At 43.0% G+C, this 24,185-nt stretch carries 22 protein-coding genes and 1 pseudogene; 7 read left to right on the top strand and 16 right to left on the bottom strand.

Annotated elements, in window-relative coordinates:
• Nucleotides 1–27: 27 nt before the first annotated feature.
• From L1S32_RS02480 to L1S32_RS02460, 5 genes are all read right to left on the bottom strand, one after another.
• The gene (locus L1S32_RS02480; RefSeq protein ID WP_278155832.1) at nt 28–792 is read right to left on the bottom strand and encodes an acylneuraminate cytidylyltransferase family protein; all 765 of its coding nucleotides are present in this window, start codon (nt 790–792) and stop codon (nt 28–30) included.
• Between the two features lie 157 nt (nt 793–949).
• Nucleotides 950–2,758 carry an ABC transporter ATP-binding protein gene (locus L1S32_RS02475; protein ID WP_278155830.1) on the bottom strand — a complete coding sequence of 603 codons (1,809 nt, stop codon included), beginning with the start codon at nt 2,756–2,758 and terminating at the stop codon, nt 950–952.
• Between the two features lie 64 nt (nt 2,759–2,822).
• The gene (locus L1S32_RS02470; RefSeq protein WP_278155829.1) at nt 2,823–3,056 is read right to left on the bottom strand and encodes a hypothetical protein; all 234 of its coding nucleotides are present in this window, start codon (nt 3,054–3,056) and stop codon (nt 2,823–2,825) included.
• A 74-nt stretch (nt 3,057–3,130) separates the two neighbouring features.
• Nucleotides 3,131–4,390, bottom strand: a complete 1,260-nt coding sequence (locus L1S32_RS02465; RefSeq protein WP_278155827.1) for a nucleotide sugar dehydrogenase — start codon at nt 4,388–4,390, stop codon at nt 3,131–3,133.
• Entirely contained in the window at nt 4,372–5,298 is a 927-nt protein-coding gene (locus L1S32_RS02460; RefSeq protein ID WP_278155825.1) for an SDR family oxidoreductase, read from the bottom strand. Before L1S32_RS02460 ends, L1S32_RS02465 begins: the two co-directional genes overlap by 19 nt.
• 391 nt (nt 5,299–5,689) lie before the next feature.
• Between L1S32_RS02460 and L1S32_RS02455 the strand changes: the two are divergent.
• The 4 genes and pseudogenes from L1S32_RS02455 to L1S32_RS12000 form a co-directional block, all read left to right on the top strand.
• A pseudogene (locus L1S32_RS02455) lies at nt 5,690–5,914 on the top strand (transposase); the annotation flags it as partial.
• A 402-nt stretch (nt 5,915–6,316) separates the two neighbouring features.
• Complete coding sequence (locus L1S32_RS02450; protein ID WP_278155824.1) at nt 6,317–6,772, top strand: hypothetical protein; 456 nt, start codon at nt 6,317–6,319, stop codon at nt 6,770–6,772.
• Between the two features lie 9 nt (nt 6,773–6,781).
• Nucleotides 6,782–7,174: a hypothetical protein gene (locus L1S32_RS02445; protein ID WP_278155821.1), complete on the top strand. Its 393-nt coding sequence runs from the start codon at nt 6,782–6,784 to the stop codon at nt 7,172–7,174.
• 6 nt (nt 7,175–7,180) lie between these two features.
• Entirely contained in the window at nt 7,181–7,414 is a 234-nt protein-coding gene (locus L1S32_RS12000; RefSeq protein ID WP_347403380.1) for an AbrB/MazE/SpoVT family DNA-binding domain-containing protein, read from the top strand.
• A gap of 564 nt (nt 7,415–7,978) precedes the next feature.
• On the opposite strand, the gene L1S32_RS02435 is transcribed toward L1S32_RS12000, so the two are convergent.
• The 3 genes from L1S32_RS02435 to L1S32_RS02425 all read right to left on the bottom strand — a co-directional run bounded on the left by L1S32_RS02435 (nt 7,979) and on the right by L1S32_RS02425 (nt 10,802).
• Nucleotides 7,979–9,331 (bottom strand): mannose-1-phosphate guanylyltransferase/mannose-6-phosphate isomerase, encoded by a 1,353-nt coding sequence (locus tag L1S32_RS02435; protein WP_278155820.1) that lies wholly within the window; start codon nt 9,329–9,331, stop codon nt 7,979–7,981.
• Nucleotides 9,332–10,263: 932 nt separating this feature from the next.
• Entirely contained in the window at nt 10,264–10,545 is a 282-nt protein-coding gene (locus L1S32_RS02430) for a hypothetical protein (RefSeq protein ID WP_278155818.1), read from the bottom strand.
• Nucleotides 10,546–10,568: 23 nt separating this feature from the next.
• Entirely contained in the window at nt 10,569–10,802 is a 234-nt protein-coding gene (locus L1S32_RS02425; RefSeq protein WP_278155816.1) for a hypothetical protein, read from the bottom strand.
• A 482-nt stretch (nt 10,803–11,284) separates the two neighbouring features.
• Between L1S32_RS02425 and ruvC the strand changes: the two genes are divergently transcribed.
• From ruvC to ruvB, 3 genes are read left to right on the top strand one after another with little or no spacing between them, the layout of a single operon-like run.
• A complete protein-coding gene (gene ruvC, locus L1S32_RS02420; protein ID WP_278155814.1) occupies nt 11,285–11,959 on the top strand; it encodes a crossover junction endodeoxyribonuclease RuvC in 675 nt (224 codons plus the stop codon).
• A gap of 1 nt (nt 11,960) precedes the next feature.
• A complete protein-coding gene (gene ruvA, locus L1S32_RS02415) occupies nt 11,961–12,545 on the top strand; it encodes a Holliday junction branch migration protein RuvA (protein WP_278155812.1) in 585 nt (194 codons plus the stop codon).
• A 5-nt stretch (nt 12,546–12,550) separates the two neighbouring features.
• Nucleotides 12,551–13,558, top strand: a complete 1,008-nt coding sequence (gene ruvB, locus L1S32_RS02410; RefSeq protein WP_278155810.1) for a Holliday junction branch migration DNA helicase RuvB — start codon at nt 12,551–12,553, stop codon at nt 13,556–13,558.
• A gap of 404 nt (nt 13,559–13,962) precedes the next feature.
• Here ruvB and L1S32_RS02405 read toward each other — a convergent pair whose 3' ends face one another.
• From L1S32_RS02405 to asnB, 8 genes are all read right to left on the bottom strand, one after another.
• The gene (locus L1S32_RS02405; protein WP_278155808.1) at nt 13,963–15,222 is read right to left on the bottom strand and encodes a nucleotide sugar dehydrogenase; all 1,260 of its coding nucleotides are present in this window, start codon (nt 15,220–15,222) and stop codon (nt 13,963–13,965) included.
• Nucleotides 15,204–16,130, bottom strand: coding sequence for an SDR family oxidoreductase (locus tag L1S32_RS02400; RefSeq protein WP_278155805.1), 927 nt, complete (start codon nt 16,128–16,130; stop codon nt 15,204–15,206). The genes L1S32_RS02405 and L1S32_RS02400 overlap by 19 nt, the downstream gene beginning before the upstream one ends.
• Nucleotides 16,131–16,655: 525 nt before the next feature.
• Complete coding sequence (locus L1S32_RS02395; RefSeq protein ID WP_278155803.1) at nt 16,656–17,843, bottom strand: glycosyltransferase; 1,188 nt, start codon at nt 17,841–17,843, stop codon at nt 16,656–16,658.
• A 2-nt stretch (nt 17,844–17,845) separates the two neighbouring features.
• Nucleotides 17,846–18,943 carry a UDP-N-acetylglucosamine 2-epimerase (non-hydrolyzing) gene (gene wecB, locus L1S32_RS02390; RefSeq protein ID WP_278155801.1) on the bottom strand — a complete coding sequence of 366 codons (1,098 nt, stop codon included), beginning with the start codon at nt 18,941–18,943 and terminating at the stop codon, nt 17,846–17,848.
• A complete protein-coding gene (locus L1S32_RS02385) occupies nt 18,940–19,998 on the bottom strand; it encodes a polysaccharide biosynthesis protein (protein ID WP_278155799.1) in 1,059 nt (352 codons plus the stop codon). Before L1S32_RS02385 ends, wecB begins: the two co-directional genes overlap by 4 nt.
• Before the next feature lie 9 nt (nt 19,999–20,007).
• Nucleotides 20,008–20,877 carry an SDR family oxidoreductase gene (locus tag L1S32_RS02380; RefSeq protein WP_278155797.1) on the bottom strand — a complete coding sequence of 290 codons (870 nt, stop codon included), beginning with the start codon at nt 20,875–20,877 and terminating at the stop codon, nt 20,008–20,010.
• 13 nt (nt 20,878–20,890) lie between these two features.
• Nucleotides 20,891–22,183 carry a glycosyltransferase family 4 protein gene (locus L1S32_RS02375; RefSeq protein ID WP_278155795.1) on the bottom strand — a complete coding sequence of 431 codons (1,293 nt, stop codon included), beginning with the start codon at nt 22,181–22,183 and terminating at the stop codon, nt 20,891–20,893.
• Between the two features lie 18 nt (nt 22,184–22,201).
• Complete coding sequence (gene asnB / locus L1S32_RS02370; protein WP_278155793.1) at nt 22,202–24,157, bottom strand: asparagine synthase (glutamine-hydrolyzing); 1,956 nt, start codon at nt 24,155–24,157, stop codon at nt 22,202–22,204.
• Nucleotides 24,158–24,185: the final 28 nt, after the last annotated feature.

Raw genomic sequence — 24,185 nt, 5'->3', positions numbered from 1 at the left:
TTCTCCTGAAAATAAAATTAGGATAATTTACTTATTAATTAAAACTTCTGCAATAGTAAAGTCTAGTGGTGTGTCAATATCTATGCTTCTTTCTGGGGGCATACAATAGGGAATTACTTTGTTTCCAATAAAACCAGTTAACCTCCTAATTGATTCAGGACTAGAAACATAGATTGCGCCATTCGGCATAAATACTCTTGGAAGATCCTGTCTTCGTTTATTATCATATTTTTCATTAAAAAGGGGTTGAAGATACTCCCCATTGAATGTAAAGCACCAAAAGGGAGAGTGATCCGGTTCACAGACACTTATAACCGAATCACACTCGTTATCCAGGAATAATTTTATTGCCGCATCGATATCTTCTGTGTTTCGTAATGGTGATGTCGGTTGTAGCAGAACGACAATTTGGGTCTGAATATTTTTCTTTTCTAAATATTCAATTGCATGCAATATTGCATCCACACTTTTTGAGGTATCTTCGGATAGGGCAGTCGGGCGTTCAATCACCTCTGAGCCAAATGTTTTTGAGATTTCACCGATTTCAGGATCTTCAGTGGAGACAAAAACATGATCCAAATATTTTGATTTTAAAGATTCTTCTATTGTATATGCGATTAAAGGTTTATCTCCCAACATTTTGATATTTTTTTGTGGAATGCCCTTGCTCCCTCCACGGGCAGGGATTATTGCAATAATTGATTTAACCATGAATAGAGTATCCTTCTGGATATGAAAAACTATCTCTGAATTTTCTAATGTCTGTCTTAAAATAAGAATGACTCTTTCCATATTTTATTTGTGTGACGAAATCTTGGTAAAAAATATTGACAATACTTCAAATTTCTGACCACTAAATTCCACCATCTTTTGTCGCGTTAAAAACTACAACCTTAGGAAGTGGATGCCTACCCACCCCCTGCGAATTATCACATATTGTAATGCTCAATTATTTTTCATTCGCATTTCCCTGTTTTGTGTAGAGATTATAATATTCTCCATGCGTTTTAATCAATTCTTCGTGGCTTCCGCTTTCACAAATCTGACCATCTTTCATAACATAGATAACATCAGCATTCTGAACTGTCGATAAACGGTGGGCAATAGTAATTACAGTCATATTCTTTGAGATGCGATCAACTGCCTCCATTACACGTTGTTCAGATCTATTATCAAGTGCACTTGTTGCTTCATCAAGAAGCAGGATTTCAGGTTTCCTCAGCATTATTCTTGCAATTGCAATTCTCTGGCGCTGACCTCCGGAAAGTTTTATTCCCTGATCACCAATAATTGTATCATAACCATCAGTGGTAGCTAAAATAAAATCATGTGCATCCGCAAGTTTTGCTGCCACAATTATATCATCATCATTACAATCAAGACCAAACCGGATATTTTCTTTAATTGTATCATGGTAAACAAATGTTTCCTGTCCCAGATATCCAAGTGTTTTCAAATAATCAGAATGGTTAAATTCATTGAGATTTGTCCCGTCAATAAGGATATCACCGGATGTTGGTTTGTATAATAATGCCAGAAGATTGGCAATAGTGGTTTTGCCTGCACCGGAATTGCCCACAATAGCGACTCGTGTATTTTTTCGGATATCAAAAGACAGATTTTTAATTGTTTTATCCAAACCACCACTATACTTAAAGGTAACATTTTTGAAAGTAATCAACTTCTGAAACTGGAAAACTTTTTTAGGAATATTCTTTTTATCAATATTTCTTTCATATTCATTTGTTTCATCTTTCAGAACACTGTAAACAGCTTCAATCGCAGGAAGTTGCTGCATTATAGCACCATATTGTGTCTGGCAGCCATTTAAGGCAGGTATCATTCTGTAAAGTGCGAGTAAAAATGTACCAAATATCCCAATATACTGAAGAAAATTTCCATCAGTATAAAAATACAGACCTATAGCACCAAGCCCTATTATCATAAATAATATAAAATTATTGATAATGCTTGGAATGCGTTGAAGAACCTGAACTCTTGTGTAACTATTAAGAAGTTTTTTAACAGCAACTTCATATTTAACTGTCCAAAAATCTACAGAATCGGTAATAAATATTGATTTTATACCAGATATAAATTCATTATATACGACAGATTTTGTTTTTGCTGCCGTATTCAGAATTGAACCATGTTTGTAAATCCTTACAAAAATAGTATTCTTTACAAAAAACACAAATATGATTCCCAGAATAAGCACAATAATACTGATCTCAAAAGACAATATGAAAATAAAAGAAAGGTAAAACAAACATAAGAATAAATTTTGAAGAAATGCAATGAAATATCTTACAGCGGTTCCTGTTTGATCTACTGCCACTTGTCCAATATAAAGTAAATCTCCCTGTTTATGCTTGGCAAAATATTCATATGGCTGATTTTTTATGGTATTAAATACTGAGCGATCGGTAGTGTCCCTAACTTTAGAATATGTAATACTTCCAAGATATGCTACAATAATCTCGAAAAATGCCATAATAATAGTAATAACTGCAAGGAAAATCCCGGATGCAACAAATGGATTGATATTTCCAGGAAGGACAAACTGGAATAGGGTGTCAAAAATGGACTGATTAACATTTACATCAAGTCCATAATTAATAATTGGATATATGAGGGCTACTCTGAATACATCCAAAGCACTGAATAAAATCAGGCTCATAAGATAAACGCTTAATAATTTCTTGTATGGCTTAAAGAAATAATAAAGCATCTTAAATGAATTTTTAAAATTGGCCACTAAAATTACACACTCCCATAATGCATATTATAAAAATAGAATCCTAAATTTTGTTTTTTAAAACTCATAAACAATTCCTATTTTGTATCCGGTTTATATAATTTAAAATACAGGTTTCTATATTCGTTTTTGCATTCCATCCAAGTAATTTTGCAGCTTTTTTTGCATCTGAACAAGTATCATTCACAGAACCCTTCTGCGTTTCAATGGATCTGACAAGAGGTTCACTTCCAAGCTCAGCAAAACACATGCCTTTTACAATGCCAACATAACCTGAACCGATAACTAAAATTTTCATATTAATTCACACCACTGATTTCTGTTTGGATTCTTCAAAAAAGATACATTTCTTTTTCACCATAATCCACAGAATCAGATTGTACGGTAAAGAACCTTCTTTTCAAGGATCTCAATATTTTTAAGAAATCCTCTCACATCAATAATTACTGGATCTGAATCCATAGAATCCAAAAAATTATCCATTCCAATCTTGATAAACTCGTCATGAGCAACGGTTAGAATAATGCAATCTGCTCTGATCTTATGGCTGTCGACCGGAATTGCTCCAAAATGCTCGATTGCAGAGGCACTGATTAATGGATCATACCCATACACCTCAACTCCCCACTCCTTGAGTTCCTGAATCATATCTTCAACAGGACTTTCTCTGATATCAGCGACATTTTCCTTATAGGTAAGACCCATTATGAGGACTTTTGCATTTTTAACGACTTTTCCGGCTTCAATCATCCCTTTAATCGCCATATCTGCCACATGCTTAGGCATGGAGTCGTTGATCGCACGGCCTGCGAGAATCACCTGTGGGTGGTAGCCGAGCTCCTGCGCCTTGTAGACAAGGTAGTAGGGATCAACAGGGATGCAGTGACCGCCGACAAGGCCGGGCCGGTACTGATGGAAGTTCCATTTCGTGCCTGCAGCCTTGATGACTTCCTGTGTGTCAATACCCATCTTGTGGAAGATCAGGGCGAGTTCATTCATCAGGGCGATGTTCAGGTCACGCTGGATGTTCTCTATGACCTTCGCCGCTTCGGCGGTTTTAATGTCAGGTGCACGGTAGACAGTAGTGACAAGGCTGTAGAGTTCAGAAAGTATGTCGCCGGATTCTGCATCCATCCCGGCAACGATCTTAGTGATCTTAGCAAGTTCATGAGCCTCATCACCAGGATTAATCCGCTCAGGGGAGTAGCCGACCTTGAAGTCTTTTCCACATATGAGACCAGATTCTTTCTCAAGGGTCGGGATGACAATCTCTTCGGTAGCCCCGGGATAGACGGTTGACTCAAGGACAACGATTGCACCGGGCTTTAGGTTCTGACCAACGGTTGTGGCAGCAGATCTCACATAGGAGAGATCCGGCTCCTTTGTTTTCATTACGGGTGTTGGAACACAGATGGCAACGAAATCTGCTTCCCGTATCTGAGCCGGGTCTGATGTAACAATGAGTGGTGTTGTGGTCGCTGCTGCAATCTCCTTCGCTTTGGCTTCGACAATTTCATAACCGATTGTTCGTATTTTTTCTGCAAATGCTTCTGCAAGTGGCAGACCCACATAGCCAAGGCCCACCACGCAGGCCGTCATCTCTGTTACTGGTTTTACTGATTTTTGTACCATGCGATTGTCTCCTCGAGTCCCTGTTTCATTGTATATTCAGGTTCGTAACCAAATGCTGAGCTTGCAGCGGAGATATCCGCAAGTGAATCCCGAACATCGCCGGGCCGTGACGCTTCGTATACCGGTTCAATCTCAATATCGAGTATTTCCATTATTGTTGTGGCAAGTTCATTCAGTGAGATACGGTCACCGCAGGCGACATTAAAGACACCACATTCATCACTTTCCATCGCCTTCACATTCGCCTGAATGACATTTTTGATATACGTAAAGTCGCGCGTCTGCTCACCATCCCCATAGATAACCGGGGCTTCTCCGGCAAGAAGACGGTTAACAAATTTTGGAATAACTGCAGCATACGTGGAAGCAGGGTCCTGACGCGGGCCAAACACATTGAAGTAGCGCAGACAAACCGTCTGGATATCATAGAGACGGGAAAATACAGAGCAATAATATTCACCGGTGATTTTTGTCACCGCATACGGAGACATGGGATTTGGTATCATGCCTTCGTGTTTGGGAAGGGTCGGTGTGTCGCCATACACCGATGAGGACGATGCATAGACAACCTTCCTGACACCACACTCTTTTGCTGCGACGAGCACATTCAGGGTGCCGTCAATTCCTGCCTGGTTTGTCGCAATTGGGTCTGCAATAGAACGGGGAACAGAAGGGATTGCCCCCTGATGAAAGATGCCGTCTTTATTTCTGAACACATCCAAAAGAAGATCCAGATCAGTGATACTTCCTTCAACAAAGGTGACATTTTCTAAATCAACAAGACCATTCAGATTCTTTCTTCGTCCGGTTGATAAATCATCAATTATTGTAACGTCATGGTTTACTGACAATGCTTCAGTGAGATTCGAGCCAATAAAGCCAGAACCCCCTGTGACCACGTAATGCATATTCTAATAAATTTGCGTTATTAATAAGAATAGTTATCGAATTGATCTCAATTGTCTTTTAGATATCCCACCAGACAATTAAGGATTAAACTCTCCAATACTTATTATAAGAGAGATTCAACCCCAAATTTTTACCCACAATCCTCCATACACAGATGTTTGACAATTAATCATTGCATATATAGTTACTTGAAGTATAATTTGTAGTATGCGTATAAAAATAATTGGATACAATATAGGAGGACTAACAAAACCATTTATTCGACGGATCTTTTCACTAAATTTTTGATTAATTCGTTAGCTCATCACATACTAAATGGAAATTAAAGAGAATTTCTAAAAACCCCACCCAACCAGAAGTACTTTATACACCTCTTTCGATCACTAATTGATGAGTAATTTCACTAATTTTGCAATTAGGTATGAATACGAGCGTATTGCTGAATTGGGTGATAAGCTAGGAGAAGTTGAGAAATTGATCGACTGGGAAGCGTTCCGCCCCTTCCTTACAGGTCTCAATTCGAATAACACCGAAAAGGGTGGTCGCCCTAATCTTGACGAAATTCTGATGTTAAAGATGCTTATTCTGCAACAATGGCATGGTTTGTCGGATCCCAGTACTTGACTAAAAATGGCCTGGAATTCAATTGTGAATGTGACATTATTTCCTTCAAATCTGAATTTAAGAAATTAACGACAGCAAAAGAAATGATCTATATACTCTGCGGGCGTCCGATATGGCCAAACATCATCACGCCCGCACTACAGTACACTCCCTAAAGTCAAAAGAATGTTCTGATCCTGCTGTCAACGCCCTGAATCATAATCTCAATATTCCAATAAACGTAAAATTGAGCCAAAAGACTCTTTTCAGACTATCATTGGAATGGCAGTGAATCGTATATCAATTCATTCAATTGGGAACTTTGTTCAGAAAGGACCGTGTGAGACATCTATCAAATATCATTTGGCCAAACTTGATCTGCCAACTCTGGAGAGCGCTAATTCTCAGATTCTCATGAATCCTGCGGATTCCATTCTGAAGAAGGGTAAAAAATACCAGTTTGCAATTGATTTGACAAACGATCCATATTATGGGAACATCGACGATACAAAAGCAGATTACATTATCCGCAGCAAAATGAAGAAATCCACGACATATTTCTATTCGTATGTATCCCTGTACACCATCCGGAAAGGAGAACGACTTACAGTAGCTGTGTTCCCAGTGAAAAAAGGCGTCAAGATGGTCGAATATGTCAGGAAATGTATGGAGACCGTCCAACAACTGGATATAAATGTCGAGGTCCTTTGCTTGGACAGGGGATTTTATTCGAAGGAAGTATTTGCATTTCTTCAGGGCGAAGGGATTTCACACATTGTGCCAGTGAAGAAACACAGCATAGAAATGAAGACACTCCTTAAAGGAAAAATGGCTAGATTTGCCCAATATACAAATAAAGGCAAGGTTTAACCCCTAGAAATGGATATTGCTATAGATGTCCAGTATCAGCAGGGAAAGATGGATGAGTATGGAAATCCCAACTTGGGATATGTTGTTCATGGCTTGAACTGGACGAAAAGGAGGATCTACAATACCTACAAAATGAGGTTTGCAATTGAAGCCTCCTATCGCATCAGAAACAGCGTGAAATGTAAAACATCGTCCAAAAATATGACGATTCGGTATCTGTATGCGATAATTTCTCTGCTGCTCAAGAATATCTGGATCATTTTGCAGCGGATCTACTTTTCTCCCGTAAAGAGAGGGCCGAGAACGGTTGAAGAAGATATGTTCCGGTGTGATCAGTTTCGTATGCTGGTCTGGGAGGGTATCAGGAAGGTGTTGAGACCGGTCCCGAAATTCCTGTATTAATGGCGTCTGTTTGAAATTTTAAGGAGGGGAACCGTATTTCGAATTTTCTATTGGAGTTCTGTTAGAGAAGTACTGAATCCAAATACAAGCACATCCAAACCATTTATAGTCCAAACAAGGCAAAAAGGCCAAATCGTAATTCCACGATCTGTCAGGGAAACATTTCTTCCGGGAGAAAAGGTCGCAATACTCGCATATAATGACAGAATTGAACTCAGACCTCTCGGAACATTGGATTAGGCACTCTCATGTGCATATACATCTGAAAAGACCCTAAAATAAGACTAGTTGTCAAAAGAAGAAGATGGGGCATGGAAAAATTTGTAAAGGGCGATGTACTTGTCGTCCCGTTCCCTTTTTAAGACCTCTCTGATTCTAAGAAAAGACCGGTTCTTGTAGTTGCAACTCCGGGAGGTGATGATAATATCCTCTGCCAGATAACGAGTAAAAACCGGCATGACAGATATTCGATAAACCTTACCGACCAGGATTTTAAAATGTGGCAGATTACGGGTGGACAGTTGTGTTCGTCCCAACAGAATTTTTACCGCTGATGCATCACTCATATTATACCGGGCCGGGAAAGTAACACCGGAAAAGATGAAAGACGTTGAAGATATGCTTGTCCACATTATTACTGAATAATACAAATCAAAAGCAAGGAGAGATGCTCCGGTGGGGGATAGCGGACAGTCTACGCTCTTACATAACGGGCTACTGTTGAAACCAAACAGAAAAGAGAACCATTTATCTATTTTTGTTCTGACTGACCATCAAAAAAGACTACGGAAATTAAACCGAGATTCACTCCCTCTCAAAATCATCATCAAACCGTACAATATCATCCTCACCCACATATTCCCCATTCTGCACCTCAATCACCTCCAGAGGGAGGAGTCCCGGGTTTTCCAGCCGGTGCCGGACGCCGGCGGGGACGAAGGTGCTCTCACCTGGCCGGACAAAGAATTCGTTCCCGTTGTTTGCCACAAGGGCCGTTCCCTTGACAACCACCCAGTGCTCGCTCCGGTGGTGATGGAGCTGCAGACTGATGCGGCGGCCCGGCGTGACAGTTATCCGTTTGATCTGAAATGTATCCCCCCGCTGAAGAACGCTGTATGTCCCCCATGGCCGGTGGACGGTTGTGTGGAGCTCGCAACGTTCATCCCCCCGCTTCCTGAGAAGGTCTGAGATTTCCCCGACTCTCTGCGACTCGGACCGGGGACAGACGAGAAGAGCATCCGGAGAGTCGATGATTGCAAGATCGTTGATACCAATGGTTGCAACAAGCCGGTCTGAAATAATCAGGTTATCATGGCTCTCAATGCCAAGATATTCGCCACGAACGGCATTCCCATCCTCCCCCCTGGAGTGGACAGCATAGAGCGCTCCAAAACTTCCGACATCACTCCAGGGAACAGAGAGGGGGACCACCGCAGCCTTGTCAGTCTTCTCCATGATGCCATAATCAACCGAGATCTTCGGGGTCTGTTCAAATGCCCCTTCCTTTGGAAGGGTGAACGCTTCAGCAACCTCAGGAGCATGTTTTTTACATTCAGTCATGAACAGGGATGCAGAAAACAGAAACATCCCGGCATTCCACAGGTATCCGTCACGCAGATAGGATTCTGCCGTTTGCAGATCCGGCTTTTCAACAAAGGCGTCTACGGCAAAACCCCCATCGAGGCAGGCACCCGGACGGATATAGCCATAGCCGGTGTGGGGAGAGTCCGGTGTAATGCCAAAGGTGACCAGATACTTCTCTGCAAGTTTTTCTGCTGCCAGAAATGCCGCTTTGTATGAATCATCAGGGTTGATGAGCTGGTCTGATGACATGATGGCAACCCGTGCATCCGTATCCTCCTTCAGAATAGACGTAATGCCATAGGTAATGGCAGGGAGGGTGTTTTTCCCCTGCGGTTCAGAAAGAATCCGGCAGGGGGTATGCATCTCTTCGAGCTGATCTGCCACGAGAAACCGGTGCAGCTTATTGGTTACGATTGTTATTTCATCCGGTTCTGAAAAAAGAAGAGCCCGCTTCACCGATTTCTGAAAGAGAGAATCAGCATCAATCAGGGGAATAAACTGTTTCGGATAGCAGGCACGACTCAGAGGAAAGAGCCGGGTGCCGGAACCGCCTGCAAGGATGAGGGTTTTCATAGGAATTCAGAGTTCTATAGAATGAGATTAGATCTCTATCGTACCACCACTGCCAGAATCATCAGCCATCTTGCCCGGTACCATCACCAGGGAAACCAGCACCAGAGCAGGCATAACAAACATTTTCATGGTTTTTTCAGTTTTCCTTCCTGCCGGCGATCGGCATTCTTCATCCCACCGTTAAGAAATGCAGGAACTCCATCCCTGCAAAATCCAGATGTCCACCCCATTCAGGAGGGATTCAGTGACACCCTCCCACGCGATTAGCACCGCCTATTTATTTCGTGCACATTAACGCTATGCGAGGCTCATTTTCCATGCGATGCCGCATTCAATAGCGCACAGCGGATTCTGTGAGGCAGCAGAATTCCAATCAAAACGGACAATAAATGGATAATTATCGCAAATGCAGATATCTGAAGTTCATCACAGCTATTGGGGATTTTGAGGAACAAAACAGGTATTTAGATACATATATGCGATTTTTCTGTGGAGAACAGGGGTTTTAGCATGGGATAAGAATAAATTCGTCTTTTTGACACCTTTAATAAAATGGCTTTTCGCAGAATGGTCCCGGTAAATATCTCGGGTATTCGTTATTGGATTGGTGGAATCATAGTACCAACAGGCTTTTGTTACATACAAATCCGGTTGTGTGGAAGAGAATGCAGGAAACACGGTTGTCTGCAATGGACAGGGATGTGATATATCAACCTTTACCAGTCAGGATCCATGCAGGTGCATGGCGAACACAAATGTAAAAAACAAAGAGACCATTCCATTGCAGCGTCATCGGACGGACAGCTGCTCCTGTGAAAAAATAAATGAACTCAAAATTCAGAACTCATACGAAAAACAAACCGGCAAAAAACGAAAAATACATCAGAATAAAATCACACCATTAAATACCGCACCAGAAAAAACACAGGCACCTATCTGCGGGAATAATCCTTATGAGCCCGTTCAATCGTCCTGATTTTCTCGATTTTTACGACCATTTCATCTGTAACAATAATATAAAACACCGTAAACGATCTGCTGACATGAAGACGGTACACCGCAGGAGGATGGTTATAATCGAGTTTTTCCTTATTTCCTCCTGGAAATGGATCATCTTTTAGCTCCATTATTTTATCAACAATGATGCGCCGGGATTTGGGGGGCAGATCTTTGAGAAATTTTTCTGCTTTTTTTTCAATAACAATCGTAAACACGCTTTCCCGCACCCCCTGTAAAGTTACTCCCCGTTCATGATTTCTTCCGGATCAAAGGCGACAAATTCTCCGGCACTATCAATTTCAGTGATCATCTTCCATTCCCGGTAGTCCCGTTCACGCCGGACCATCTGGGAGAGCAGGTCGTCATAACTCTGTCCGGCATCTTTCAGGTCATGGAGGCCCCTCCAGGTAGGCTCCTTCACGGGAATGCGTTTGATGGTATTTCCTCCGGTTTCACTCGTGCTGGAAGACATACCTTTGTATTGATACGCAGTCCATTTATATTTGTGCATGTGTGCCACAATGTGCATTTGTACCATGCTAGGCATACTGACATTCTCTACGAATGAATCTATTCAACAGACCAGAGTTTCACCACTTATCTGCAGGAAATGTGAGAAAAAGACACTCAATCCTCTCACAAATCACTTTGCCCACCTCTGCCAAAAGCATCGTAAGATCATTCAGGTCATAACAGAACACCGTACCATCCAAATCACGACGGCGGGAGAACGTCCGTGCCGCAATGCAGAAGTACTGCCTGCGTGCCAGGACAGATGAGGTGCTTTCGCCTGAAGGTCTTCATATATCCATTTTCCGTCCACGCCATCCTGCCACTTGCATTCACAGAAAAGAATTTTGTACGGACATTCGCTAAAGACAAACAATATCCATCTCTTCTCCACGGTGCCACCAGTTTCCCTATCCGGGTGCAGACAAACGGTAGCAGGGCATCATGCTGGTTGAAGAGTGCAAAGAGATCCATCACAAATGTACCGATACCCGCCTGCCACCGTCCGGGATACTGCCCCGTACTCTCCCACCGGAAAGCCCGTTTCCGGTCCTCATCACAATAGGTATCTATCATAAGAACGGAACATTCATCAGAAAAGCAGCAACAAAGGGCAGGACCTATTTTGGAACAGGAGAACATAATTACATGATTGTTGTGGGGATTGATCCGGGGGTGGCACGGGTCGGCTACGGGGTGCTCGACAAAACCGGCCGATTCCCGACTCCGCTGACCTACGGCTGCATTGAAACAAAGAGCAGCCAGAGCCAGTCACAGCGCCTGCGGGAGATATACGAGAGAATTTCACAGATTCTCGACGAGTACAGCCCTGCATGCGTCGCGGTGGAGCAGCTCTTTTTCTCCCGGAACACCACCTCTGCCATGCAGGTGAGTGAAGCACGAGGCGTCCTCCTCCTCGCCGCCGTTCAGCGGGACATTGAGATTGCGGAGTACACGCCCAACCAGATCAAGCAGGCGGTCACCGGGTCCGGGCGTGCCGACAAACAACAGGTGCAGGAGATGATGAAGAGGCTCCTCCGCCTGCAGGAGATTCCCCGGCCGGATGATGCTGCAGACGGTCTGGCAGTCGCTCTCTGCCACATGAATATGATGCGATAATATGATAGCACACCTCTCAGGAATGCTGGCATCCACCGGAGACCGGTGGGTAGTGATAGACGTCGGCGGTATCGGCTACCGGGTGCAGGTCACCCAGCCTGCACTGCAAAGTATCAAAGAGACTGAAGGCCTGGTCCGGGTGCATACCCACATGGCCGTCCGTGACGATGACATTCAGCTCTACGGGTTCCTTCACCAGAGTGAACTGGAACTCTTCCGTATTCTCATCAGCGTCTCCGGGATTGGCCCCCAGATTGCGATGAACATCCTCTCCCAGATCTCGTTTGAGGATTTCGCGATTGCCATTCTCAGTGACGACGAGAAAGTGCTCACGCGCATTCCGGGAATCGGGCAGAAGAGTGCGAAGCGCCTTATCCTGGAGCTCAAGGACAAGATGAAGAAGCACGCCGGGACCATCACCGGCAATAAACGGTCCGCAGAAGAGGGGGATGCGGTGAGTGCACTCATCTCACTCGGGTTTTCCCCGCGGGAGGCACAGGAGGCAATCGATGCATCCCTGCCCATCCATGACCCGACCGTGCAGAACCTAATCCGTGCGGCCCTAGCCCGCCTCCGGGAGCACTGATATCAATGAAAGAGAATTTCGTACAGGAGAGACTCCCTTCCCCCGCACTCCTTACCGAAGAAGCGGACGACGCCACCATCCGGCCTGCACACTTCGAGGAGTTTGTCGGTCAGGCACAAATCAAAGAGACGCTCGCCATCGCCATCGCGGCGGCAAAGAGACGGGGCGAGACCATTGACCACATCCTCTTCTCCGGCCCGCCCGGCCTCGGGAAGACGACGCTCGCCCAGATTGTCGCCCGGGAGATGGGGGTGTCCATCCGGAGCACCACCGGCCCGGTCCTGGACAAGCCCGGTGACCTTGCCGCCCAGCTGACCGCACTCTCCCGGGGAGACGTACTCTTCATTGATGAAATTCACCGGTTGAACCCGGTTGTCGAGGAGATACTCTATCCGGCAATGGAGGACTCCTGCATTGACGTGATGATCGGCGATGGGCCCGGAGCACGGTCGGTGCAGCTTCCATTGGAGGAGTTCACCCTGATTGGTGCGACGACAAAGGTCGGGCTTCTGGGCTCTCCGTTGCGTGACCGCTTCGGCTTTGTATTCCGCCTCACCCTCTACGAGGTAGCCGATCTCGTGAAGATTGTGCTCAGGAGCGCTGCCATCATGCAGACGCCGATCACCCGGGACGGTGCAACAGAAATCGCAAAGCGCAGCCGCGGCACGCCCCGGATAGCCAATCGTCTGCTCCGGAGGGTGCGTGATTTCGCACTGGTCCGGGAGGACGGCACCATTGACACGGAAACAGCAGACCGTGCGCTGAACATGCTTGGAATCGACCCACTGGGCCTTGACAATATCGACCGGCGGATTCTCTCGGTGATTGCCCATGACTTCGGTGGCGGCCCGGTGGGAGTCAAGACGATTGCGATCGCGATCGGTGAGGAGATAAGGACGGTTGAAGAGGTGTATGAGCCGTATCTGATTCAGATCGGGTTTATTAAGCGGACACCGCAGGGGAGGGAGATTACTGAGGCGGGGAGGGGGCATGTTGCGGTTGGGTGCCTGTGATTGAATTTGTAGCAAACAGCAATATTTGAGTGAACATTCTATCTGAGATGCCTTCCCAACTGCAAACGTTTCGTTAAACTAGATCCAATTCATCATTTCACTCATGAAGCGGCTGGAATAACTCATGCTCACTTTGAGTGGCACAAGTGAGATAATGGTTTTCTTCACCATATTTATGACAATGTTCATAAACCGAGCCATACTTTGGCTCATTTGAATGAAAACAACTTCTAATCTAAACGGATTATTATCAATACATTGACCTCCTGAATATACCTGAACGATTCAATTGCATAACAATTATAAAAAAATATCTTTAAAGATAGTTTAATGCTACAGTATACGCAATTGACCCCTCAGGAATTGCTCGATATCGAATTAATTACCAGAATAACACAATTAAGTTATAGAGTACAATACGTATAGTCCCCCGTCACTGCATCATTTCTCTTCAACATCCCAGTTACATCAATAATGATAGGCCTCCCATTGCAGATCGAAAACATACTATTCAATGTAAGCGATGCAAACACATCATGTGGGGAGTTGATGATGATACAATCCATAGAACCGTCAATATCATGAAGTGAGATAATAGGCTGTGCACCAAACCGCTCAATCTCCCCAGACCGAAGGAGTGGGTCATATCCATAAACATCCACATCGAATTCCTTTAATTCACGGATCATCTCTGCAACCGGGCTCTCCCGAGTGTCGGGAACATTCTCTTTATATGTAAGGCCCATGATAAGAACCTTCGAGTCTCGGATCACTTTACCAGCACGGTTAATCTCTTTGATCGCCAGATCAGCAACGTGCTTTGGTATGGAGTCGTTGATCGCACGACCTGCCAGGATCACCTGTGGGTGGTAGCCGAGTTCCTGAGCCTTATAGACAAGATAGTAGGGGTCGACCGGAATGCAATGCCCACCGACGAGGCCGGGACGGTACTGGTGGAAGTTCCATTTCGTCCCTGCAGCCTTGATGACTTCCCGTGTGTCAATGCCCATCTTATGAAAGACAAGGGCAAGTTCATTCATCAGAGCGATGTTTAGATCACGCTGGATGTTCTCTATGACCTTCGCCGCCTCAGCGGTTCTGATGTCTGGAGCACGGTAGACAGTAGTGACAAGGCTATAGATTTCAGAAAGTGTGTCGCCGGACTCTGCATCCATCCCCGCAACGATCTTGGTGATCTTCGCGAGTTCATGGGCATCATCACCCGGGTTGATCCGCTCAGGGGAATAGCCAACCTTGAAGTCCTTTCCACATATAAGACCAGATTCCTGTTCGAGAATAGGCATTACGATATCTTCCGTGACACCTGGATAAACAGTTGACTCAAGAACAACGATTGCACCAAGTTTCAGGTTCTGACCAACAATGGTGGCAGCGGATTTAACATAGGAAAGATCAGGCTCCTTTGTCTTCATGACCGGTGTTGGGACACAGATAGCAACGAAATCTGCTTGTCGTAACAGCGCCGGGTCTGATGTAACAATCAGCGGTGTTGTGCTCGTTGCTGCGATCTCCTTCGCTTTTGCTTCGACAATTTCATACCCGATTGTCCGTATTTTTTCTGCAAAAGCTTTTGCAAGCGGCAGGCCCACATATCCAAGGCCCACCACACAGGCGGTCATCTCTGTTACTGGTTTTTGTACCATTGTATTGTCTCCTCAAGTCCCTGTTTCATTGTATATTCCGGTTCGTAGCCAAAGGCTGAGCGTGCAGCAGATATATCTGCGAGTGAATCACGGACATCACCAGGACGTGACGCTTCATACACCGGTTCAATCCCAATATCAAGTATTTCCATTATTGTTGTGGCAAGTTTATTCAGTGAGATACGGTCACCACAGGCGATATTAAAGACACCGGATGCGTCACTTTCCATAGCCTTCACATTTGCCTGAATGACATTTTTGATATACGTAAAATCGCGGGTCTGCTCACCGTCCCCATAGATAACCGGGGCCTCTCCGGCAAGAAGACGGTTCACAAATTTTGGAATCACTGCAGAATACGTGGAAGCAGGGTCCTGACGTGGGCCAAACACATTGAAGTAGCGCAGGCAGACAGTCTGAAGATCATAGAGACGAGAAAACACAGAGCAATAATACTCACCGGTGATTTTTGTCACCGCGTACGGGGACATGGGATTTGGTATCATGCCTTCGTGTTTGGGAAGGGTAGGTGTATCACCATACACCGAAGAAGACGATGCATAGACAACCTTCCTGACACCGCACTCTTTGGCTGCGACTAGCACATTCAGTGTGCCATCAATTCCTGCCTTGTTTGTCGCAATGGGGTCTGCAACTGAACGGGGGACGGAAGGGATTGCCCCCTGATGAAAGATGCCGTCTTTATTATGGAACGCATCCATAAGAAGGTCCAAATCAGTGATACTTCCTTCAACAAAGGTGACATTCTCTAAATCAACAAGACCGTCCAGATTCTCTCTCCGACCGGTCGATAAATTATCAATTATCGTAACGTCATGATTTACTGACAATGCTTCAGTGAGATTCGAGCCGATAAACCCCGAACCCCCTGTGACCACGTAATGCATGTCTATAAAAATTAACGTTTAAATAAGAATAGTTATCGACCCTGATCTAATAACTCATAAATATTATAATGTAAATCATAAATTTAGGAACTGCTCCTTGGGTTCATGTAACTGAAAAAGATAGTTTATAAAGAAAGACTCAATTGTAACGATTTAGAAAATATCAAATAAATTATTGAAGAAAAAATAATAATAATAATAATAGGCAGAAATTTGTCGAAAGGTCATCTGAATAATTAGTAATTTATATCATACTAGTCATTTTTACCATCGAATGATTTAAACATCCAGAACATTTCACGATCCACTATAATGTACGTATTGTGCATTTAGTGATAGCAAACTTCAATGACAAAATTGATCAGGGACAAACCGGAAGCAACAGAATCACAAAAATAATTTCTGGCTCATCATCAGAAAAACTATACCCAATGACAAAATACTCATTTGTATTTCAGCCGAATTCACTTAACATAGAAAGGAGCGGAGAATTACAAGGGTATTGTAAATGTATTACTATTTATATCAAACAGAATCCAAAATAGATTTAAACCGCTCTTTGGCAATTTCAACGCTGAAATCCTTTTCAGCCCGAATACGAGCATTCCTTCCGAGTCTATACTGAAGATCCCGGTCCTCAAGGATTTTTGTAATTCCTTCTGCCAAACATTCTGGATTATCTGTATCAACTACGAATCCACATTCATATTTTTTGAAATACCATGAAACAAATGAATCAGGGGGGGCATGTACAAGTATTGGCCTGCCCGTTGCTAAATACTCGCCAATTTTACCCGGTGCAGAGGTTCTGATTACATCTGCGTATGCCGATGAAAATGCCAGTGGGAGAAAGAGAATATCCGCTTTTTGTTGCAGGGAGGGCATCGTACTGACAGGTTGATGCCCATGGTTAACCACCGGCCCACATATTTTATTTGCGTTTAATTTTATTGGAGACTGGGTTGTGTAAATATGCAAGTTCAATCCAGGTATATTCAAGAGCTCAATTGCCTGAATTAAATTCCGGAATGCATCATAATGTGCCTCATATATGGCACCCGTGTATACAATCCCGACATTTAATTCATTGGCTCCTGAAAAGGTTCCTCCATTATCTAAATTATATTTCAAGAGATCACATGGATTGTGGATGACAATCGATTTTGTCCCATAACGAGCATTATATTCATCTTGCATGAATTCATTTGGAACAATTATTCCAGCCGCCTCGTTGAGCATGAGCATTTCATACTTCTCTGCAAAGGCTTGTTGTATGGGGCACAAATATTGGGAATAATAATCAAAAGCATATACGAAGAATGGGATGCCTATTTTTTTGCTGGCAAGATAGGCTGCTGGTAAATCAAACAGATTGCCTGTACATGAAACGATAAAAAAACATTTTTCGCGTTGCGCAATTTTAATAATTTGTTTGCTGCGGAATCTCAATATTCTGTTTAAGACAGACTCTGATTTTAAAATAGAGGCGCTCTTTATTAAACCTCTCATGATCTGAAAATCAGGCTGAAGATAATAATATTTTGCGCCGAGAGGAGAAGAGTAGTTGCCCTGTAATTTATATTTATAATAATTTTTTTGTGTTATCAGGCAATAGTCCTGACTATCCAATTCACGCAGGAGAAGGTCAAGTACCATTGACTGTCCTGAATGTGCAGGAGGAAGAGATGCTGAAACCAAAGCAAATTTTTTCATTTTCAGTGATAATTCTGAATCACATGATAACCGAGTACAATCTTCACAACAGTATCACTTACGTTCTCAAAAAGATATTCTGGTGGCACTGCCCATTGGCTCATGTTTTCAAAAATACATGCAACACATCTCATAATATCTTCTGATTCTGCTCCACTCAGAATATTGCTGCCACATTCAAGCGTTTCCGGCCTCTCTGTTACGTCCCGTAGCGTTACATTGGGAACATTAAAAATGCAGCATTCCTCCTGTACTGTCCCGCTGTCACTGAGGACACATCTCGCATTTTGTTCGAGGAAAATAAAGTCAAAAAAACCGAATGGGGCATGGAATTGAATACCGGGATGATCGTTTTCAATCCCAAAACGGTGCATCTTATCTTTTGTTCTGGGATGAAGACTACAGACAATTGGCATCTGATATTCTTGGTATATTGATTGTAAACCATGCATCAACGCACGGAGACGTTCTTCAATATCTACATTTTCTGCCCGGTGAAGGGTTACAAGGAAGTATTCCCTCTTTTTCAGTCCAAGGCGCTGAATAATATCTGAACGTTCGATGGTATCTTGATAATACCCAATCACTTCATAGATGGGATTTCCAGTTGCAAAGATCCGTTTACTGACAATTCCTTCCTGGATGAGGTTGGCACGACTTCGTTCGGTATAGGGAAGGAGTATATCACTGGAATGATCTATTATACGCCGATTGACTTCCTCAGGTACACGATCGTCATAGCACCGGTTTCCTGCTTCCATATGAAAAACCGGGACCCCAAGTCGTTTGGCAACGATTGTACATAAACTGCTGTTTGTATCTCCGAGGATGAGCACACGATCAGGTTTCTCGGAAAGCATGATCTCTTCACATCCAGTTAAGATTTTGCCGACCTGATCTCCGAAGCTTTTACCCTGTACTCCGAGGAAATAATCTGGTTGTCTGAGGTTTAGGTCTTCAAAAAATATGTCATTTAAATTTGGGTCGTAATTCTGTCCGGTATGAATTACGATATGGTCACATAGTTTATCGAGTTTGGGAATGATTCTGCTCAGGCGTATTATTTCTGGTCTCGTGCCGAGGATTGTCATCACTTTCATCGAAGCAATTCCCCTTCTGAAGAGTTCTGATCTTCGAGCAACAGGCCATATTTTTTCAATAGTTCTCTGGTTTCTTCCTTTGTCATGAGACTGTCGGCAGAGCTATACTCATTTATGATAGATTTTGTCGATTCCATATCATCATTGATTTCAGGAAGGATAGAACAAATTACGTAATAATTTCCTCTCTCTATGGTTCTGTGTGCTTCTTCTTCTGAGACAAGGGACTCATGAATTTTCTCTCCAGGCCGTATGCCTGTTATGACCGTTTTGATTGGACGATCTCCTATAAGGACATTAGCGAGATCCGTGACTTTGCAGGATGGAATCCGTGGGATATAGGTTTCACCTTTTCTTCCATAGCGTACAGCCTCGAAGATTGTATCAACAGCCTGATCGAGACTCAGGAGAAACCTTGTCATGTCACTTGTTGTGATGGTCACAGGTCCGCCATTGCGAATCTGTTCATGAAACAAGGGGACGACTGATCCTCGTGATGCGAGGACATTGCCATATCGGACGCAGATAAAACGAGTATCCGGACAGTCAAGATTGCCATGTATAAAAATACGCTCCTGAATCGCTTTTGTCATTCCCATGACATTCACAGGTTTGCATGCTTTGTCTGTGGAGATGCCCACTACGGTTTCAATAGGCAGATTATGTTCCCTGATTGCACGGATAATATTTTCTGGACCCGTAATATTGGTTTTTACCGCTTCAAAAGGAAAATATTCGCATGAAGGCACCTGTTTCAGTGCTGCGGTGTTAAATACTACATCCACCCCACGCAATGCATCGCATACACTGTGAAAATCACGGATATCCCCAATACAAAACTCCAGACACCGCCTGAAGTTGTTGTAGATCACCTCATCAGTGACAGCGTTGCGATTCATATATTCTACCCGCAATGCATGCTGTTTTGCCTCATCTCTTGAAAATACAATGATTTTTTTGACATTTCCAATTTCTCCTGAGAGTAATCTTCGGATCAATATCTTTCCGAGGGATCCTGTACCGCCAGTTATTAGTATTGTTTTATCTGTCAGCATGGTTTCTCTTCATTGATGATATGGAGTTGGATCTTCATGAATCTGTTCAATCATTTTAGGCCACGATGGAATGCCAATATTTGTATATTGCCTGAATCTGTTGCCATTCAGACTCCGATCACAGATAACTGTATCATTCGGTAATAAGGTGATTTTAAGACCGAATATCTCATTAATCAGCGTCAGAAGATCATATTTGCTAATCGGGTCTGATGCAACATGCCAGACGCCATGCATTTCCGGATGATCCAATATAATCGTCTCAATAATTTTTGCCAGAGCTGTTGTTGTAAAACCACTAAATATTGCTTTAGTATAACCAGATACTGTTTTTCCCTGCTGATTCAGGAACCACTCAAGCAAACCATGGGACGTTTCAAGTTCACGTCCGATGATCGAAGTTCGCAGAGTGAGACACCCGGGATAGTCAACCTCACCAAGATATTTTGTTTTTCCATAAAGATCCTCCGCATCAGATGGATCATTTTCAGTATAATTTCCCATCTTCCCGGAAAATACACAGTCGGTACTCATATGGATAAGACGAACATTCGATTCATGGCAGATTTTTGCGAGTTGATGAGGGAAGAGAGAATTTATATTAATACTTGAGATTGGATCCTGAGCTGCCTGCAGTTGCTTAACAACGCCGATGCAGTTAATCACGACGTTGGGTTTGAAAACATCAATTGAGTCTCTAATTTTCTGTAGATCATCTGCCCTAATATCTCCCAGTAAGGACATTTGACCTAGAATGGAGTGGTTCAGATAAGCAGATCCAGATTTCCTGACAGTCCCCTGAACATCATATTTTTTCGAAAATATCTGCATCAGTTTATGGCCCAACATACCTGTCGCACCTAAAATCAGAATCTTCATATCACACACTCTTCTATTGTCTCACACTCAGTCTTATAAGATTTTTTATTTTTTCACTCATTATTTCACTGTCAAATTCATTTTTAATAAGAGAAATATTCTCTGAACGAAACTGATCCACCACTCCGTTTCGATTATCAAAAATATTTATAATCCTATCTGCAAGGATGTCGGGATTATTTAATGGAACGATAAAGCCATTTTTACCATCTTCAACCCATTCATGGATCTGTGGAATATCCCCCATAATCACTGGACATCCGCAGGCCATTGCCTCTAACATAGTGTTTGGAAGTGAGTCATTGGATGAGAGAGAGACCGTAACATCTGATGACGCATAGTACGCAGGCATTTCCTGATGAGATATGCTTTCGATTAAATGATAATGCTCTTTAAGGCCGAAATTATGAATCATCCGTTTAATTTCCGGATCGATTGATCCATTTGGGAACAGGACAATAATGTGGGTATCAGGATGACTGGATACTATCTGTTGTGATGCTCTGATAAGAGTCTCCAGATGAAGATAATCTGCCGTCCCCCTTGGCCAAAAAATGATCTTCCCCGCTTTAAGATTGAGTTTTTTTCTCATGTCAATTTTAGTGTACGATTTGAAAACATTGAGATCAATACCCGGATATCTGATGATATGAATTGCTCCGTGATCTTTTCCATATCCAAGACAGGCATTATACGCCGAGAGTGAGTTCACGGTGATCGCCTTTGCACGCTGTACACCGTATACTACAATTTGTTTCTTTAACAATCTTTCAATCCCAGTCCATTTCGCCCACCATAGGACATCTCCATTCCAGAATGTAACAATGATGGGAATGGAGCGAGGCAAAAGATATGCTAAATAGCAGGGGTAAAGCAGCGTCTGTAAAAATATAATATCTGGTTTAATTGTCTCTGTTGCTGCCTTCAGAATTTGGTAGTCTTTGATGAAGTGAATTATTTCCCTGAAAAATTTGAATGGATATTTACAGTAATCAATAATTTTCGCAGTTTTAAAGTAAAAGGCGAATGTTTTCCGAACGTCCTGATTAGAAGTATGGTCATTTGTCTTTACATTCTCTTTAATTATTTCAGGGTTTCTAATTTTTTCAAGTGCTTTTGACAGGAGAATATTATTTGCACCAGGGAAATCATAATTGTGAGTCGAAACGACTGTTACCTGAAATCTCGAATCCTTCACAAAGATCTCAATTCGTCTTTTCGCATGGATTGAAAATCCCCATGCCATAAAAATAACTTTTATGGGGCAATTATTGTTATGAGCGGGAACATTTTGGGAATCACTCATACTCTTTTGCTCCAGTTATTATAATGAATGAGGTACATCAAGAACTTCCCTGCACCAAAGTTCAATTATCATCAATAGCCAGACACCAGCCCATCCGTTCTTGCCTTTCAGGAAGTCATTTTTAATCCGTCTAACTTCCTCTGCATCAAAAAATCCACGCATATTAATCGAGGATTCAGAGAGAGTGTCTTCCATAACATCTCTCAAGGGCCCTTTAAGCCATGCTTCAAATGGCATCCCAAATCCTCTTTTTTGCTGAAGATCGATGTCCTCAGGAAGGAGATCCCGACCGGCGTCTATAAGAATCTTTTTTGCACCTGTTTCTCGATAATTTCTGTTCTTACAATTTTTTAATTCTAAAATATTTTTGCGAAGTTTTGTTTCATCAGGGAGAGAAAGGACCAAGTTGACGAGGGTTGGATCCAGAAAAGGAACTCGCACTTCCAGTGAATGTGCCATGGATACAGCATCTATATCCCGGAGAAGCTGGTTCTGTGTGTACCCCCTCAGGCAAAGAGTTGTAACTCTGTTAATTGGACTGAATTCCTGCATATCATCCATTACCACAATATCATTTGCCCGCTCTTCACCGATCCTTGTGTGGTCTTTCATTGAAGGAGATAATATTTTTGGTATTTCATGAGCATTGAAAATCTGATAACAGTGTGCATATCGGGAAAGGAATCCTCCATGCATTCTCAGGTAATCAAGGATTTTACCCGTATTTCCTTGAATAAATATATTGAAGCATTTTTTTTGGGAAAATTGGCCGAGAGTCGTTTTTATAGCAGACAGATATGGGTGTTCATTCTCCATCTCCCATGCCTTTGCCATAGTTATGAACCAAGGGTACCCCGCAAATAGTTCATCTCCGCCGGTACCAGAAACTGCAACAGTAACCCCTTTGCTCGCTGCAAGAGAGACGAAATAAGAGTTCACTCCATCAACTGATGGCTGATCAAGAGATGCTGCAATATGGAATATCTTTTCTCTGACGTCTTTTCCTGTGACCACGACACGGGTATGATCGGTACCAATGTATTGGGCGATACGCTCTGCATCATCGGTTTCATCTATCTGTGCTCCTTCCTCTTCAAACCCGACCGAAAATGTTTTCAATTTTTTTCCGCCGATTTTTGTCATCAGAGCAACAATGAGGGAAGAATCAATACCTCCACTCAGGAATGCTCCGATTGGAACATCACCCACTAATTGGAGACGGACACTTTCTTCCAATTTTTTTCGGACTTCCTTAACTAACTCTTCATAGGATTTTTCTTTACAAATCTTTACTCGATTGCTTTTAATTTGCCAGTACTGTTCAATTCTCCTCTCACCCCTTTCTATAATGAGGCGATGACCCGGAAGGAGCATTTTGACACCAGTTACAGCAGTCAGTGGCTGAGGGATCGATCCCATCGTGAGCAGAAGCCGCAATGCTTCAGGATCAAATTTCCTTTCAATCAGTCCACTCGCCAGCATTGTCTTCATTTCAGAGGCGAAAACAAAAGAGGAACCAGTATCGGCATAAAGAAGAGGTTTTATTCCAAGATGATCTCTAGCAAGAAGAATTTTCTCTTTACCAGGACCGTTTCTCTTGTCATAGATCGCAAGGGCAAACATACCCCTCATCCGAAGGAGAAAATCATCTCCATAATACTCATACATACTGAGAACGACTTCTGTATCTGATTCCGATTTGAACGAATATCCTTTATTTTGTAAGAGATTTTTTTCTTCTCTGAAATTATACATCTCACCATTATAGACGATCCAAATTGTCGATGCATCATTAGACATTGGTTGATGACCTGACCGGGAGGTGTCAATAATTGAGAGACGTGTCATGCCAAATTTCAGATAAACATCCTCAAAAACGCCGTAATCGTTGGGTCCCCTGTGATGCATGGAATTTACCATTTTTTTCAAATCAGTTGTATTATGAAAACCCAAAATCCCACAAATTCCACACATCTTCTGACTGCTCCTTTCAGACCGAATT

Source organism: Methanogenium sp. S4BF, from assembly GCF_029633965.1.
GTDB lineage: Archaea > Halobacteriota > Methanomicrobia > Methanomicrobiales > Methanomicrobiaceae > Methanogenium.
The sequence above is the reverse complement of the archived record's forward strand: the minus strand, read 5'-3'. Positions and strand labels throughout refer to the sequence as shown.